Below are 15,945 nucleotides of genomic sequence, written 5' to 3' on the forward strand. Positions count from 1 at the left end.
AACGCCCCCCGTCGCCATCATCATGGGAAGCCAGTCCGACTGGGAAACGATGAAGAATGCCGCCGATACGCTCGACGCACTTGGCGTCGATTACGAGGCACGCATCATTTCGGCGCACCGCACGCCGGACCGGCTCTACAGTTTTGCGCGGGGTGCGAAGGCGGAAGGCTTCAAGATCATCATCGCCGGCGCCGGTGGTGCGGCGCACCTGCCCGGCATGGCGGCGGCGATGACGCCGCTGCCGGTCTTCGGTGTGCCGGTCCAGTCCAAGGCGCTCTCCGGCCAGGATAGCCTGCTCTCCATCGTGCAGATGCCGGCCGGCATTCCGGTCGGGACGCTGGCGATCGGCAAGGCGGGCGCGGTCAACGCCGCGCTGCTTGCCGCCGCCGTGCTGGCACTGAGCGATCCCGAACTCGCCCACCGGCTCGACGAATGGCGCGAGAACCAGTCCAACGCGGTTGCCGAATATCCCGTGGACGGCCCGCTATGAGCGTTCGCACGATCGGCATCATCGGCGGCGGCCAGCTCGGCCGCATGCTCGCCATGGCCGCCGCGCGCCTCAACCTGCGCACCGTCATCCTCGAACCGCAGGCCGATTGTCCGGCCGCACAGGTCGCCAACGCCCAGATCGTCGCGGCCTATGACGACCCGGATGCGCTCTCCGAACTCGCCCGGGTCTCCGACGTCGTGACCTACGAATTCGAGAACGTGCCGGTTTCCGCCGCCGAGGCGCTGGCGAAGACCGTTCCGGTCTATCCGCCGCCGCGCGCGCTGGAAGTCTCGCAAGACCGGCTCGTCGAAAAGACCTTCATCCGCGATTGCGGCATCGTCACCGCCGATTTCGCCGCCGTGGACAGCCAGGCCGACCTCGAAGCCGCCCTCGACCGCTTCGGCGGCGTCGGCGTGCTGAAAACCCGCCGGCTCGGCTATGACGGCAAGGGGCAGCGCATGTTCCGCTCGCCGGCCGAAAGCCGCGAGGGCACCTTCGAGGCGCTCGGCGGCGTGCCGCTGATCCTCGAAAGCCTCGTGCCCTTCGAGCGCGAGATCTCGATCATCGCAGCGCGCGACCGCGACGGCACCATCGCCTGCTACGATCCGGCGGAAAACGTCCACCTGAACGGCATCCTGCACACTTCCACCCTGCCCGCAGGCGTCAACGAGGCAACGGCCGACCAGGCCCGCAAGGCGGCGCGCGCCATACTCGACCAGCTCGGCTATGTCGGCGTCATCGGCGTCGAGTTCTTCGTGCTGCAGGATGGCGGACTGGTCGCCAACGAGATCGCTCCGCGCGTGCACAATTCCGGCCACTGGACGGAGGCCGCCTGCATTGTCTCGCAGTTCGAGCAGCATATCCGCGCCGTGGCCGGCCATGTGCTGGGCGATCCCCGCCGCCATTCGGATTGCGTGATGCAGAATCTCATCGGCGACGACATCAACGACGTTCCCGCCTGGCTCGCGCGGCCCGGCGTTCTCGTGCATCTCTACGGCAAGACGGAAGCGCGTCCCGGCCGCAAGATGGGGCATATCACGCAGATTCTCGACTGAAACGACGTCGCGGCGGTTGGAAAACCGGCCTCGATGGTTGACAGCGGAAATGTGACGGGGTACATGCCTGCCAACCCGAAAGCGCGCCCGAAACGGCGCGTTTTTGATTGAAGAAATCCGGCGAACTCGTGTCGCCCTGCAATACGCGGATCAGAAAAATGAAGATCAAGAATTCGCTCAAGTCGCTCAAGGCTCGCCACCGCGAAAACCGCCTTGTTCGCCGTAAGGGCCGCATCTACATCATCAACAAGCAGAACCCGCGCTTCAAGGCTCGTCAGGGCTGATACGGCGCCGGTCGCCGCCCTTGGGGTGTGATGATCGAGAAATATTGATTTGAAGTTCGGCGATGGCGGTCTACCATGACCGCCATGCGCTTTTTCATGCTTGCCACAGTCTGCCTTTCCCTCGCCCTTGCCGGTTCGCCGCCGACCGTTGCGCTTGCGCAGACGGTGGACAAGGCCTCCACTGGCGCCGCCTCCGGTGCGTTCACGACGCACGCCCAGCGGCTCGAAAAACTCTTCGACGAGTTGAAACACGAGGGAAATCCGGATGCCGCGCGCGGCATCGCCGACCAGATCCGCCGGGAATGGCAGGATTCCGGCAGCGCCAGCATCAACCTCCTCATCCAATGGGCCGACAAGGCCATCTCCGAGGAAAAGAACGCCGCCGCGTTCGATTTCCTTGATGAAGCGATTCGCCTGAAGCCGGACTATGTCGAGGGCTGGAACCGCCGGGCGACGCTGCATTTCAAGCTCGGCAACTACCGCAAGTCGATGTCCGACATAAACCGCGTGCTCGCCATCGAGCCCCGGCATTTCGGCGCGCTCGCCGGCATGGCCGCGATCATGGCGCAGACCGGGCGCGATGAGATGGCGATGAAGGCCTGGGAGCGCTTCCTGGAGGTCTACCCGACCGAGCGGCAGGCGCAGAAGGAAATGGGCGACCTCGCGGAAAAGCTGACCGGCCAGCGCACATAACCCTGACCCGTAGAACCCCGGCAAGTGAACCGGCATGGCGCCGATTGCGTAGATCGGCTATCTGACAGGAAAACCGGACCCTTCCTTGCCCTCCCCTTTCCGCCTCATGCTGCTTGCCATCCTCACCGCTCCCGTCGTCCTCGCGTTCGCCCTCTATGCCTTCACGGCATGGAAGGCGCGGGCGATCGAGCGGCAATTTCCCAACGTCGGCGAACTGATCGATGTCGGCGGCCTGCGGCTGAACAGTGTCTTCGTGCCCGCCGGCGAGAAGGCCGATCTGCCGCCGATCGTCTTCATCCATGGCGCCAGCGGCAACCTGCGCGACCAGATGCATGCCTTCCGGGCAAAGCTGGAGGGCCGTGCCGACCTGCTCTTCCTCGACCGGCCGGGCCACGGCTATTCGGAGCGCGGCGGGCCGGAAAATGCCTGGCCGGACGGTCAGGCCCACGTCATCGCCCGGCTGATGGAAAAACGCGGCATCGCGAAGGCGATCATCGTCGGCCATTCCTTCGGCGGCGCCATCGCGGCGAGCTTCGCGCTGGAACATCCGGACAAGACGGCTGGCCTGCTCTTCCTGGCGCCTGCGACCCACCCCTGGCCGGGCGGCGTCGACTGGTACTATGACCTTGCGAAGATGCCGGTCATCGGCTGGCTCTTCACCCGCCTCGTCGCGCTGCCCGCCGGCCTGTCGCGCATCGACAGCGGCACGCGCTTCGTCTTCGCGCCGAATGCCCGCACGGACGACTACATGGAGGCGACGGCCCCCGCCCTGGTGCTGCGCCCCGCCGCCTTCCGCAACAACGCCACCGACGTCGCCAATCTTTTGGACTATGTCCGCCGCGTGCAGCCGCGTTATGCCGAGATCCGCACGCCGACGGTCATCGTCACCGGCGATACGGATGGCGTCGTCTATGAGGAAATCCACTCGCGCGGGCTGGCGCGCGACATCGCGGGGTCGGAACTCGTCTGGATCCGCAACCTCGGCCACAAGCCGGATTATGTGGTGACAGACCTCGCCATCGAGGCACTGGAAAAGATCGCCGGCAGGGACCGCGACCTGCAAGAATCAGCAAGGCGGGCCGAAGCCCGCCTTGCAAAGGATCATCAGGAGTAAAGCAATTCCAGGAAAAGTGTGGAGCGGTTTTCCGTCCGGAATTGCGTAGACAGAAGAGCCCGGATCAGACGCCGCTGACGCCGTCGGCGCCGATATAGGCGATGCGCAGCATGTTGGTCGCGCCGGGCGTGCGCAGCGGCACGCCGGCGGAGATGATGATGCGGTCGCCCGGCTTGCCGAACTCTTCGGTCACGACGATGCGGCAGGCGCGGTTGACCATGTCGTCGAGGTCTTCCGCGTCACCCGTGACGACGCAGTGCAGGCCCCAGACGACCGAGAGGCGGCGCGCCGTCTCGATGACCGGCGAAAGCGCCAGAACCGGCACTTCCGGCCGCTCGCGCGCGGCGCGCAGGCCCGTGGTGCCCGACGAGGTGTAACAGACGATGGCCGACAGCTTCAGCGTCTCGGCGATCTGGCGGGCAGCAAGCGAGATGGCATCCGCACCGGTCGCTTCCGGCGTCGAGCGCTGGGCATAGATGATGCCCGGATAGTGCGGGTCGCGTTCGACCGTGCTGGCGATGGACGCCATGGTGGAGACGGCCTCGACCGGATAGGCGCCGGAGGCGGATTCGGCCGACAGCATGATGGCGTCGGCGCCTTCGAAGACGGCGGTCGCGACGTCCGAGACTTCGGCGCGCGTCGGCACCGGGGCGGAAATCATCGATTCCAGCATCTGCGTGGCGACGACGACCGGCTTGCCCTGGCGGCGGCAGGCGCGGATAAGCTGCTTCTGGATGCCCGGAACGGCTTCCAGCGGCATTTCCACGCCGAGGTCGCCGCGCGCCACCATGAGGGCGTCGGAAAGCTCGATGATCTCCTCGATGCGTTCGATCGCCTGCGGCTTTTCGATCTTCGACATGATGCCGACGCGGCCGCGCGCGATCTTGCGCACTTCGGCCAGGTCCTCGGGACGCTGGACGAAGGAAAGGGCCACCCAGTCGACGCTGCCGGTCGCAAGCACGGCATCGAGGTCGACGCGGTCCTTCTCGGTCAGCACGCCGACGGCGAGCAGCGTGTCGGGCAGGCTGACGCCCTTGCGGTCGGAGATCTTGGTGCCGGAAACGACGGTGCAGACGATCGCCTTGCCGTCAGCGGATTCTGCGCGCAGATGCAGCTTGCCGTCGTCGATCAGCAGGCGGTCGCCGGCCTTGACCGATTCGAGGATTTCCGGATGCGGCAGGAAGACACGCGTGTTGTCGCCGGGCACGTCCTTGTTGTCGAGCGTGAAGGTCTGGCCGGGCTTCAGCTCTTCCGAGCCATTGGCAAACTTTCCGACGCGCAGCTTGGGACCCTGCAGGTCGGCGAGGATGCCGATCGGGCGGCCGCAACGGGCTTCGACGGCGCGGATGCGGCTGATCAGCGTGCGCATCACGTCATGGCTGGCATGGCTCATATTGATGCGGAACAGGTCGGCTCCCGCCTCATGCAGCTTCTGGATCATCTGCTCGTCGGACGAAGCAGGTCCGAGCGTCGCGAGGATTTTGACTTTTCTGTTCCGTCTCATCAGTTCTGGCTTTCCTGGGTCCCTGGCGTATCTGAGAGCTGCACCATCCAGCTCCCCTGTCGGCCCGTGTCATATTCCTTGAAGCCCATGCGCTGGAAACCGCGAGCGAAGCAATCCTGCACACCGGTGATCTTGAACTCGTTTTCGGCAACGCACATGTTGACGTCGCCGGTCCAGCGGCCGCCGCGGGCGGCGTCTTCGGCATAGAGGTAATAGTAGCGCGACTGCAGCTCGCCCTCGATCAGCGTGGCGCAGGTCGTGGCAGGCACCTGCCACCAGCCTTCGGTCATCCAGCCTTCCTTGGCGCGGTAACCGATGGCAACGCCGACAAGGTTCTGCGTGCCGTTGCAAACGCGGAAATCGGCCTTCGCCTCATCCGGCGCGGAAAGGGCGGCGAACCCCGTGAAAACGAAAAGGCCGGCCTGGAGAAGGCAGCGGGCTTTCGGGAAAAACGGGCGGTGGCTCTTGGCTCTCACGGCTTCCGATGCAACTCCGTTGATTTGAATATGCGCTTTCTTGCGACGGCGGGGCATGAATGTCAACGCAACACTACTGCGCCGCGCGTCATTCGATGACGCCCGGAGGACGCCGTCGAAATTTCAATCTGCCGCATAGCTTCCTGCATCGTTTTAGATACGGGAAGCTATGCAGCGGTCGATTACACTTTCACGACAACAAGGGTAATCATTCGGGCGACCTCGGGCGTCCCGCCTTGCGGGGCGCATCGCCCCGTGCGATCAGTCGGCATCGGCGGCGCACATTCGGCTGAAGTCATGCAGGACCATCCTCCCTTCGAGATCATTGACGGCGATACCAGCCTCGGGCTGGTCATCCTGGCGGACCACGCCACGAACCTCCTTCCCGAACGCTACGGCCGCCTCGGCCTGCCCGCCAGCGCCTTCCAGCGCCACATCGCCTATGACATCGGCGTCGAAGGCGTCGTGCGCGGCCTCAACGCCCGGCTGAACGCACCGGTGGTCATGAGCCGCTTCTCGCGCCTCCTGATCGACCCCAACCGCGGCGAGGACGACCCGACGCTGGTGATGCGCATTTCCGACGGTGCGATCGTTCCAGGCAACCACCCGATCACGCCCGAAGAATGGCAATACCGGCTGGAGACCTTCCACCGCCCCTATCACGATGCCGTGTCCCGCACGATCGGCGCGGTGGCGGCGCGCACCGGCAAGGCACCGCTCGTCATCTCCATGCATTCCTTCACGCCGGCCTGGAAGGGCGTCGCCCGCCCCTGGCAAGTGACCGTGCTGTGGGACACCGACCATCGCGCGGTGCGCCCGCTGCTCGCCGGCCTGGAGGCGCTGGGCGACGTCGTGGTGGGCGACAACGAGCCCTATGACGGCGCGCTGCGTGGCGACACCATGTTCCGCCATTGCATGAAGCCCGGCATTGCGCATGCGCTCATCGAAATCCGCCAGGACGAGATCGGCAATGAAACCGGCATCGCCCGCTGGGTCGAACGCCTCGCGCCCATCCTTGGCCGGTTGAATGCGGACCCGGCGCTGCACACATACGAGATATTCCCGTCCCGCACCGGACCCTATTGAGGCCAAGAAAATGACCGACCTGAGCAAGGACCAGCAGACCGAATTCGAGGCCGCCGCCTTTCGGCGCCTGCTGAAGCACCTCAACGAGCGCAGCGACGTACAGAACATCGACCTGATGAACCTCGCCGGCTTCTGCCGCAACTGCCTGTCGAACTGGTATCGCGAGGCGGCCAACGAGGCGGGCGTGGCCCTCGACAAGGAAGCGTCGCGCGAAATCGTCTATGGCATGCCTTATGACGAATGGCGCGCGCTTCACCAGCGTGAGGCGAGCGACACGCAGAAGGCCGCCTTCGAGGTGAACCGCCCGAAGGAATGAGGCCACAGGCCCGACGAAAATGGGTGGGGACCGCGCGATAGGCCTTGATCTTGCCGGAAGTTCGCGGCAAGTCACGGCACCTTCGAATTTCAAAGTCTACCCAAGGAGATTATCATGTCGGATGCCCACGGCGTCGCCCGCGACCAGCTTCGCGCGTTCATCGAGCGGATCGAGCGCCTCGAGGAAGAAAAGAAAACCATCGCCGACGACATCAAGGACGTCTATGGCGAAGCCAAGGGCACCGGCTTCGACACCAAGATCCTGCGCAAGGTCATCCAGATCCGCAAGCAGGACAAGGACGAGCGCATGGAGCAGGAAGCCATCCTCGACACCTACCTCCAGGCCCTCGGCATGATCGCGGCACCCGCGGACGCCGAATAAGGTTTTCCTGAAAACCAAAGAAAAAGCCCGCCGGATCGCTCCGGCGGGCTTTTTTGATGGGATGGTTTCGCCGGCTAGTTCTGGCTGCCTTCGAACTTGCGGACTTCCATGAAGTTCACCGCCGTGCCGCTGAAGCGTCCGGCATCGATCGACTTGCCCTCCGGCTGGAAGCCGGCCATGTAGACGGTCGTCGGTGCGGCGCGCAGCTTGCGGCTGACGAAACGCGGCGCCTTGACGGGCTTGGAGAGCGTCTCGACGCGGCTCTGACTCAGCGCCCACTGCGAGATGATCTTCTGCGTCAGCTTCGGCTCGGTGCGGATCGCGCCGCGGCTCGCCGCATCGGCATCCTTCTTCTTCGGACGACCGCCCTTGGTCTGCGTTTCTTCCGCCGGCTTGCCGTCGAAGGCATCGAGGCCGGCAAGCGATCGCGTGCTGCCGCTATTGGTCGAGACGAGTGCCGCCATTTCGACCGGATTGCCGGAGAATTCATCCGCCGTCGGATCGGCGAGTGCTGCAAGGCCGGAACGATCCGCCGTCACCGGCAGCGCCACGTCGGCTTCGGCCGCAGCCATCAGCGCCGTCTGTGACTGGTCGAGCTCGGCGACCGGACGCAGGCCCGGCACCGGCACCATGGCCAGTTCCTCGGCGTCTTCGACAGTGGCTTCCGTCGCCGCCTCGGCGGTCAGCACCGTGCCCGGTTCCGCGTCGCCAGCCTCGGTGCGTGCACCGAGCATGACGGGAAGCGGGATCTTGTAGGCGGCAAGGTCCTCGAATTCAGGCTTCTGTTCTTCCTCGACCGTGGCCGGCGTGGCCGCTTCGAGGGCAGCAACGGCGCCGCTCGTCGTCGGCGCGACGAGAGCGAGTTCGCTCGTCGTCTCGGCCGTCTTGAAGGCGGGGCGGCTGCCCGGAACGGGCGCGGTGAAGGCCACTTCCGTCTCGGCTTCCGTCACGACCGGCTTCTTCTCTTCGACAGCCTTGGCCGTCGCGCCGGCGGATGCACCGCCTTCATCGAGCGCTTCGCCGCTGGCGATTGCTTCGGGTTCTTCATCCTCGTCGCCGCCGCCGCCGAAGAGGGCAGCAAGGAAGCCGCCCTTGCGCTTGGACGCGGTCGGCGTCGAGCCGCCGCCGGCAACCTGGATTTCCTTGGCGCCGACACGGCGCTTGTAGTCTGCGACCGCCTGCTGGTAGCCGGGCAGCGGCTTGCCATCGGTCGGAACGTGCATGGTCTTGCCATCCGGGAAGATGCGCACCAGTTCCTGGCGGCTCATGCGCGGCCAGGCACGCACGCTGCCGACGTCGAGATGCACGAATGGCGAACCAGAGGTCGGATAGTAGCCGACGCCGCCGACCTGGAATTTCATGGCGGTGGCGCGCAGCGTCGCGAGCTTGACGCCCGGAATATAGAAGTCCATCGCCTTGCCGAGCATGTGCTGGCTCTTCTTGGCCACGCCCTTGGAGCGCGAGCGCAGCATGCCGTTCGTTGCCGGCGAGCGATAGGCGGAGACGACGTTGATGTAACCGGAGGCGCCGACCTTCTGGTAGACTTCCCAAACCAGGTCGAAGAGACGCGGGTCCATCTTCGTCGGTTCGTTGCGGCGCCAGTCGCGCAGGAACTGGCTGAGCTGCTTCAGGCCGCGCGCATCATAACGCCCGTTGCGCTTGAAGGTGATCTCGGCCTTTTCCTTGGTGTGGATGAAATAGAGCTTGAGCGTGCGATTGCCGCTCTCGGCCTGCACCGTCGCGGGAATGGCCGTGGGCAGGATGAGGGCAGCCGACAGGACAGCCGTGGTCAAAGCCTTGGGCAGCTTGTGCAACACTCTCTTGCAGAGGCTGCTCAGGGTGGCCCCTGGGCGCTTCATCGATGCGAACAAATTTGCCAACTCTTTCCCCGTCCGAAGGACAACGAACGTCCGTTATCCCAGATGACTGCCAATTGCGGTGAGAGCATGGCAAATCCGCCACACTCATCACCGCGCACCCGTTATAGTGAACAATCCACTAACAGGGAATAAACGGCAATCAAGAAATCTCAAGTGGCCGGGATTCCAAGGGTTTTTACGCAGCTTCTTTCAACGGATTGTCTGGGTCGATGCCATAATCCTTCAGTTTGCGATAGAGAGTCGAGCGGCCAATGCCCAATTTTCGGGCAACCTGGCTCATCTGGCCATGATAAAACTTCAGGGCAAAGCGGATCAGTTCCTCTTCCACCTCGGCCAGCTTGCGCACATGGCCGCCCTTGTCGACGCTGGAAATGGCGGTGTCGGCGCCGGCATCGGCGCTCACTGATTCGTTCGGCCGGAAGTCCGGATAGACGCTCGGCAGGCGCGATTCCGAGGCGGGTTCGGGCGTGCGGATGTTCGCCGCCTCCCAGGTCACGGCGCCATCTTCGGCAAGGCCATAACCCGGAACCTGTGCGGCGATCTGCGGGAAGTCGGCCGCGTTCAGCTCCGCCCCTTCCGAGAGCACGACAGCGCGGAAAATCGCGTTTTCGAGCTGGCGGATGTTGCCAGGCCAGTCATAGGCCGTCAGCAGCGCCATCGCGCCGGCCGAAACGCCGAGCGGACGGGCAAGCTTCTGCTCGCCGGCAAAACGCTGCACGAAGGCGCGCACGAGAACCGGAATGTCCTCCTTGCGCCGGCGCAGCGCGGGGATGGTGATCGGGAAGACGTTGAGGCGGTAATAAAGGTCCTCGCGGAAACGGCCCTCGCGTACCTCGTTGATGAGGTCGCGGTTGGTCGCGGAAATGAGGCGGACATTGACCTTCTGCGGGAAGCGCGCGCCGATCGTCTCGATCTCGCCCTGTTGCACGGCGCGCAGCAGCTTCACCTGCACCTCGAGCGGCAGGTCGCCGATCTCGTCGAGGAACAGCGTGCCGCCGTCGGCCTCCATGAACTTGCCGGTGTGGCGCTCCGTGGCACCGGTGAAGGCGCCCTTCTCGTGGCCGAACAGGATGCTTTCGACCAGATTGTGCGGGATCGCGCCGCAATTGACGGTGACGAAGGGCTTGTGCGCCCGCTCGCTCGCCGCCTGGATGGCACGCGCCACCATTTCCTTGCCGACGCCCGATTCGCCTTCCAGCACGACCGGAATGTTCGATTGCGCGGCACGGCGGCCGAGCTCGATGACGCGCAGCATTTCCGGGCTTGCCGAAACGATGTCGTCGAAATGCACGGTTTCGCTGCGATTGCGGCGCCCGCCGCGGCCGCGGCCTTCGCGCTGGTCCATCTTCAAGGCATTGCCGACCGCCGTGTTGAGACGCTCCGGCGAGACGGGTTTCACCACGAAATCGAACGCGCCGGCGCGCATGGCCATGACGACGGTCTCGATGCCACCCTGCCCGGTCTGCACGATCACCGGAATGGTGTTCTCGCGCTCGCCGAGTGCTTCGAGGAAGGCCGAGCCGTTCATTTCCGGCATCATCAGGTCGAGCAGAATCACATTGATCAGACCGCCCTTGCGATCGAGAAGATCGAGACCGGCGCGACCATTTTCCGCCATATGGGCGACATGGCCGGAACGCTCGATCATGTTCTTCAAAAGCCTGCGCTGGACAGGATCATCGTCGATGACAAGAATATGGGCCGTCACTGGAACCTCCTTGCCTCGAGGCGTGCCTCATGCACGCCCAAGGGAACTGAACACCAGCGGACCTTGGCAGAAAGGGTTGAACATGCCGTTTTGAGAAAGGCTTGCATTTTAACCAACGCCGACGCAAGCAAGACAACCGATCCGACCACCTGGAAGAGAGAGTGAAGATGACCCGTAATGTCCCCGAAGCCCGCATCGTCTTCGCGCCGGCCGACGCCGCCGCTGCCGCCGAGCTGGGCGACCTTCCCGGCTGGAATCTGACCGATCTCTACCCCTCGCCGACCGCGCCGGAATTCCTGTCCGACATGAAGAAGGCCGAGGCGGATTCGCTCGCCTTCGAGGCCCGTTGGAAGGGCAAGCTGGATGCCGCGACCGAGAAGACGGGCGACGAGGGCATCGGTGCCGCCGTGCGCGAATTCGAGGCGCTGGAAGACCTGCTCGGCCGCATCGTCTCCTTCGCCGGCCTCACCTATTTCACCAACACGACCGATCCGGCCAACGGCAAGTTCTACGGCGACGTCCAGTCGAAGCTGACCGATCTCGGTGCACATCTCCTGTTTTTCTCGCTTGAACTCAACAGGATAGCCGACGAGCGCATCGACGCGGCGCTTAACAAGGATGCGCTTGCCGCGCACTATCGCCCCTGGATTGAGGACCTTCGCAAGGACAAGCCCTACCAGCTCGACGACAAGACGGAGCAGCTTTTCCTCGAAAAATCGATGACGGGTGCGGCCGCCTGGAACCGCCTGTTCGACGAGACCATGGCCTCGCTGCGCTATGATATCGACGGTGAGGAAGTGCCGCTGGAGATCGCCCTCAACCAGCTCCAGTCACCCGATGGCGAGGCCCGTCGCAAGGCGGCGCAGGCGCTCGCGGCGACCTTCAAGGAGAACATCCGCACCTTCACGCTGATCACCAACACGCTCGCGAAGGACAAGGAAATCTCCGACCGCTGGCGCGGCTTTTCCGACATCGCCGACAGCCGGCACCTGGCCAACCGCGTCGAGCCGGAGGTGGTCGCAGCGCTGGCCGCCGCCGTGCGCGAAGCATATCCGCGCCTCTCCCACCGCTACTATGCGATGAAGGCGAAGTGGCTCGGAATGGAGCAGATGCAGTTCTGGGATCGCAATGCGCCGCTGCCCGAGACATCGGACGCGACGATCTCCTGGGACGAGGCGCGCGACACCGTGCTCTCCGCCTACAGCGCCTTCGCGCCGGAAATGGCCGATATTGCAAAACGCTTCTTCGACCATGGCTGGATCGACGCGCCGGTGCGCCCCGGCAAGGCGCCGGGCGCCTTCGCGCACCCGACGGTGCCTTCCGCGCATCCCTATGTGCTCGTCAATTATATGGGCAAGCCGCGCGACGTGATGACGCTCGCCCATGAACTCGGTCACGGCGTGCACCAGGTGCTGGCCGGCGGCCAGGGCGCGCTGATGGCGTCGACGCCGCTCACACTTGCCGAAACCGCCTCCGTCTTCGGTGAGATGCTGACCTTCCGCAGCCTGCTCGACAAGACGAAGGACCAGCGTGAGCGCAAGGCCATGCTCGCCCAGAAGGTCGAGGACATGATCAACACGGTCGTACGCCAGATCGCCTTCTACGAATTCGAGCGTAAGCTGCACACTGCCCGCAAGGAAGGCGAACTCACCTCCGACCAGATCGGCGAACTCTGGCTCTCCGTGCAGGAGGAAAGCCTCGGCCCGGCCATCAAGATTTCCGAGGGCTATGAGACCTATTGGGCCTATATCCCCCACTTCATTCACTCGCCCTTCTATGTCTATGCCTATGCCTTCGGCGATTGCCTGGTGAACTCGCTCTATGCCGTCTACCAGCAGGCGGATTCGGGCTTCCAGGCGAAGTATTTCGACCTGCTGAAGGCCGGCGGCACCAAGCATCACTCCGAGCTTCTGAAGCCCTTTGGCCTCGATGCGAGCGATCCGTCGTTCTGGAGCAAGGGACTGTCGATGATCGAGGGGCTGATCGACGAGCTGGAAGCGCTTGATAAGGCCTCATCGTAAAAGAAGCCGGATGCCCGCATGACCGACCGCGAACGCTATGTGCTCCTCAGGGACGACCGCGAGGACAGGACGGTGGTTTTCGCCGATCCGCTCGCGATCGTCACCGTGCGCGAGCGCGCCGGCTTCGAGCCGGCCTTCGCGGCCTTGCAGGCGGCGCACGAAAAAGGCCACTGGATCGCCGGCTTCATGAGCTATGAGGCCGGCCATCTCTTCGAGGAAAAGCTTGCGCCGCTCGCGGTGGAAAACCGGCCGACGCCGCTGATGAGCTTCGGCATCTTCGAGAAGCCGGCGGACGACCACCCGCTCGCCAAGCCGCGCCAGCGCACCGAGAACGAGCCTTTCCTCACCGAGCCAAAGGCCGACTGGGATTTCGAGACCTACCGCGGCCGCTTCGACCGGCTGCACCAGCATCTGCGCCAGGGCGACTGTTACCAGGCGAACCTCACCATGCCGATCCGCGCCCGCTGGACCGGCGATCCGCTCGCCGCCTTCTGGTCGCTGATCGAGCGCCAGCCCGTGCGCTACGGTGCCTTCGTCTCGCTGGACGGGCCGCAACTGCTATCCCGCTCGCCAGAACTCTTTTTCGACATTGATAAAGAGGGCTGGATCGAGACGCATCCGATGAAGGGCACGGCGCCGCGCGGCGCCAATGCCGCCGAGGATGCGAGGATCATCGCGGAGATGCAGGCCGACCCGAAGTCGCAGGCCGAAAACCGCATGATCGTCGACCTGCTGCGCAACGACATCTCGCGCATCACCGAGGTCGGCACGCTTCATGTGCCGAAACTCTTCGCCGTAGAGACCTACCCGACCGTGCACCAGATGGTGAGCCATGTGCGGGCGAAGCTGACGCCCGGCACCTCGATCCGCGACATCTTCGCCGCCCTCTTCCCCTGCGGCTCGATCACCGGTGCGCCAAAAATGCGCGCCATGGAAATCCTGCACGACCTGGAGGACGGCCCGCGCGACGCCTATTGCGGCGCCATCGGCATGATCGCGCCCAACGGCACCATGCGCTTCAACGTCGCCATCCGCACCATCTCGCTCTTTGAGAATGGCGAAGCCGTCTTCAACGTTGGCGGCGGCATCGTCTTCGATTCCACTGCTGAGGCGGAATATGAGGAAGCGCTGCTGAAGGCGCGTTTTGCGGTGGGGGATCAATGGATATCTCGCTGATCGAGACCTTGCGGTGGGAGCCCGGCACAGGCTTCGTGCGGCTGGAGCGGCATCTGGCGCGGCTTGCACGGTCGGCGGCGGAGCTTAGGTTGCCGGGAGCGGATGGCGCGAGGTCGGCGCTCGCTGCTGCGCTACCCCCCTCTGCCCTGCCGGGCATCTCCCCCTCAGGGGGGGAGATCGATGCGGGACCCTCACCGGCCCTCCTATCGGCCGGCGGAGCGGGAGCAACGACGCCCGTTCTTGGTGGAAAGCAAAGCGTCTGTCCAATCTCCCCCCTTGAGGGGGAGATGCCCGGCAGGGCAGAGGGGGGTGCGCCGCAACCTCAGCCCCTCCGCATCCGTCTCGAACTTTTCGCCGACGGTCGGATCGATGTGCAGACGGCCCCCTTCACGCCGCTCGCGCCCGACACAACCTGGCGCCTTAAGATCGCCAAGACCCGCCTCGCTTCCAACGATCTGCTGCTGCGCCACAAGACCTCCCGCCGCGCCGCCTATACCGCCGCCCGCGCCGAAATTCCCGCGGCGGAGGCGGAGGAAGTCCTTCTCCTCAACGAGCGCGGCGAACTTTGCGAGGGCACCATCACCTCTCTCTTCCTCGACGACGGCTCCGGTATCCTCAAGACACCACCGCTCACCTCCGGTCTGCTTGCCGGCGTGCTCCGGCAGGAACTGCTGGGCAGCGGCGAGGCCGTAGAACAGGTCCTGCGGCCCGAGGATCTCGCCCACGGCACCATCTTCGTCGGCAATTCGCTGCGCGGGCTCATCCGGGGCAGCCTCGCATGAAACAGCCGACCTACACGCCCTATGACGGCTCCGCCCGTCTCTTTACCATCGGCCTCGGCCCGCTCGACCCCGCCCGCTGGATCGAGCCCGATGGCGACCTCGAACGTTATCTTCGCGAAAAGGACCGGCTCATCACCGATCACCGCGACACCGTCTTCGTCGAGGAAGCGGAGACGCGCGCAGCGCAGCAGGAGGTTCTCGACCTTCTCGCAGGCCACGTCACGCAGCAGCACCCCGGCCTCTACCACCGCGAAGGATCGACGATCCGCATCGGCGAACGCACCATTGCGCTCGACACCGACGAGGCGCCGCTGATCACGGCTGGCGCGCTGGTGCAGGAGGATCTCGTCCTCATGCGCCGCGACCAAACCGGCTGGCGGCTTGTCGCCGGCTATGTCGCTTTCCCCTCCTCCTGGACGCTCACGGAAAAATTCGGGCGCCGCATGGAGGATATTCATGCGCCCGTGCCGGATTTCGGCGACGGCACGCGCAATGCCACGCTGATCAACCGCATGTTCGACAATCTCAAGGTCGAGCAACCGGTCTTCCGCTTCAACTGGTCGATCAATCCCGATGCCGACCTGCACTATCCGGCCTCCAAAGCGCACGGCGCCCTGCCGGAAGGGCATACGCTGTCGCTCGAAACCACCTTCGCGCGGGTCGAGCGCCAGACGCTGCGCAAGCTGCCGGCCTCCGGCGACATCCTCTTCACCATCCGCATCTACAATGATCCGCTCGCCGCGGTGCGCGCACTGCCGGATGCCGCCAAGGTCGCGGCGGTCTTCGCCGACCAGCTCGAAGCGCTGAGCCTTCCGCAGGCCGAATACAAGGGACTGGTCGCGAAAAGGGCGACGCTCGCGGCGCAATTGCGGGCGGTTGCGGCCGGTTAAGAATATCACCGCAGAAATCCGTGGCCGCTCTTTATTGTGACAGAAATCTGTGCTCTAGCGCTGCGATACTATGCTATGGGGCCCTCAGA

At 64.6% G+C, this 15,945-nt stretch carries 15 protein-coding genes and 1 pseudogene; 12 read left to right on the top strand and 4 right to left on the bottom strand.

Going from position 1 to position 15,945, the window contains the following annotated elements:
- The first annotated feature begins 22 nt into the window (after positions 1-22).
- The 5 genes from purE to AC1RWL_RS30190 all read left to right on the top strand — a co-directional run bounded on the left by purE (position 23) and on the right by AC1RWL_RS30190 (position 3,636).
- The gene (gene purE, locus AC1RWL_RS30170; RefSeq protein ID WP_256121020.1) at positions 23-490 is read left to right on the top strand and encodes a 5-(carboxyamino)imidazole ribonucleotide mutase; all 468 of its coding nucleotides are present in this window, start codon (positions 23-25) and stop codon (positions 488-490) included.
- On the top strand, positions 487-1,545 hold the full coding sequence (locus tag AC1RWL_RS30175) for a 5-(carboxyamino)imidazole ribonucleotide synthase (protein WP_493097109.1): 1,059 nt from the start codon (positions 487-489) through the stop codon (positions 1,543-1,545). The genes purE and AC1RWL_RS30175 overlap by 4 nt, the downstream gene beginning before the upstream one ends.
- 158 nt (positions 1,546-1,703) lie before the next feature.
- Positions 1,704-1,829 carry a type B 50S ribosomal protein L36 gene (gene ykgO, locus AC1RWL_RS30180; RefSeq protein ID WP_024271182.1) on the top strand — a complete coding sequence of 42 codons (126 nt, stop codon included), beginning with the start codon at positions 1,704-1,706 and terminating at the stop codon, positions 1,827-1,829.
- Between the two features lie 75 nt (positions 1,830-1,904).
- The gene (locus AC1RWL_RS30185; protein WP_439624055.1) at positions 1,905-2,522 is read left to right on the top strand and encodes a tetratricopeptide repeat protein; all 618 of its coding nucleotides are present in this window, start codon (positions 1,905-1,907) and stop codon (positions 2,520-2,522) included.
- Between the two features lie 106 nt (positions 2,523-2,628).
- The gene (locus AC1RWL_RS30190; RefSeq protein WP_493097167.1) at positions 2,629-3,636 is read left to right on the top strand and encodes an alpha/beta hydrolase; all 1,008 of its coding nucleotides are present in this window, start codon (positions 2,629-2,631) and stop codon (positions 3,634-3,636) included.
- Between the two features lie 64 nt (positions 3,637-3,700).
- Here AC1RWL_RS30190 and pyk read toward each other — a convergent pair whose 3' ends face one another.
- Complete coding sequence (gene pyk, locus AC1RWL_RS30195) at positions 3,701-5,140, bottom strand: pyruvate kinase (protein WP_493097108.1); 1,440 nt, start codon at positions 5,138-5,140, stop codon at positions 3,701-3,703.
- On the bottom strand, positions 5,140-5,616 hold the full coding sequence (locus AC1RWL_RS30200; RefSeq protein WP_413818683.1) for a DUF1036 domain-containing protein: 477 nt from the start codon (positions 5,614-5,616) through the stop codon (positions 5,140-5,142). The genes pyk and AC1RWL_RS30200 overlap by 1 nt, the downstream gene beginning before the upstream one ends.
- A gap of 297 nt (positions 5,617-5,913) precedes the next feature.
- Here AC1RWL_RS30200 and AC1RWL_RS30205 point away from each other — a divergent pair, with 297 nt between their 5' ends.
- From AC1RWL_RS30205 to AC1RWL_RS30215, 3 genes are all read left to right on the top strand, one after another.
- Positions 5,914-6,702 carry an N-formylglutamate amidohydrolase gene (locus tag AC1RWL_RS30205; protein WP_493097107.1) on the top strand — a complete coding sequence of 263 codons (789 nt, stop codon included), beginning with the start codon at positions 5,914-5,916 and terminating at the stop codon, positions 6,700-6,702.
- A gap of 10 nt (positions 6,703-6,712) precedes the next feature.
- Positions 6,713-7,018: a DUF1244 domain-containing protein gene (locus AC1RWL_RS30210; RefSeq protein ID WP_493097106.1), complete on the top strand. Its 306-nt coding sequence runs from the start codon at positions 6,713-6,715 to the stop codon at positions 7,016-7,018.
- Between the two features lie 114 nt (positions 7,019-7,132).
- Positions 7,133-7,399, top strand: a complete 267-nt coding sequence (locus tag AC1RWL_RS30215; RefSeq protein ID WP_256120950.1) for a DUF2312 domain-containing protein — start codon at positions 7,133-7,135, stop codon at positions 7,397-7,399.
- A gap of 74 nt (positions 7,400-7,473) precedes the next feature.
- Here AC1RWL_RS30215 and mepK read toward each other — a convergent pair whose 3' ends face one another.
- On the bottom strand, positions 7,474-9,258 hold the full coding sequence (gene mepK, locus AC1RWL_RS30220) for a peptidoglycan L,D-endopeptidase MepK (protein WP_439616192.1): 1,785 nt from the start codon (positions 9,256-9,258) through the stop codon (positions 7,474-7,476).
- Positions 9,259-9,454: 196 nt separating this feature from the next.
- On the bottom strand, positions 9,455-10,987 hold the full coding sequence (locus AC1RWL_RS30225; RefSeq protein ID WP_256120949.1) for a sigma-54-dependent transcriptional regulator: 1,533 nt from the start codon (positions 10,985-10,987) through the stop codon (positions 9,455-9,457).
- Between the two features lie 167 nt (positions 10,988-11,154).
- Between AC1RWL_RS30225 and AC1RWL_RS30230 the strand changes: the two genes are divergently transcribed.
- The 4 genes and pseudogenes from AC1RWL_RS30230 to AC1RWL_RS30245 all read left to right on the top strand — a co-directional run bounded on the left by AC1RWL_RS30230 (position 11,155) and on the right by AC1RWL_RS30245 (position 15,856).
- Entirely contained in the window at positions 11,155-13,008 is a 1,854-nt protein-coding gene (locus tag AC1RWL_RS30230; RefSeq protein ID WP_493097105.1) for a M3 family oligoendopeptidase, read from the top strand.
- An 18-nt stretch (positions 13,009-13,026) separates the two neighbouring features.
- A complete protein-coding gene (locus AC1RWL_RS30235; protein ID WP_493097104.1) occupies positions 13,027-14,184 on the top strand; it encodes an aminodeoxychorismate synthase component I in 1,158 nt (385 codons plus the stop codon).
- Positions 14,185-14,510: 326 nt separating this feature from the next.
- Positions 14,511-14,966: pseudogene (locus AC1RWL_RS30240) on the top strand (aminotransferase class IV); the annotation flags it as partial.
- The gene (locus AC1RWL_RS30245) at positions 14,963-15,856 is read left to right on the top strand and encodes a heme-dependent oxidative N-demethylase family protein (protein ID WP_493097102.1); all 894 of its coding nucleotides are present in this window, start codon (positions 14,963-14,965) and stop codon (positions 15,854-15,856) included. The pseudogene AC1RWL_RS30240 and the gene AC1RWL_RS30245, both read left to right, overlap by 4 nt.
- Positions 15,857-15,945 lie beyond the last annotated feature (89 nt).

Source organism: Shinella sp. GW821-FHT10F02, assembly GCF_058809275.1.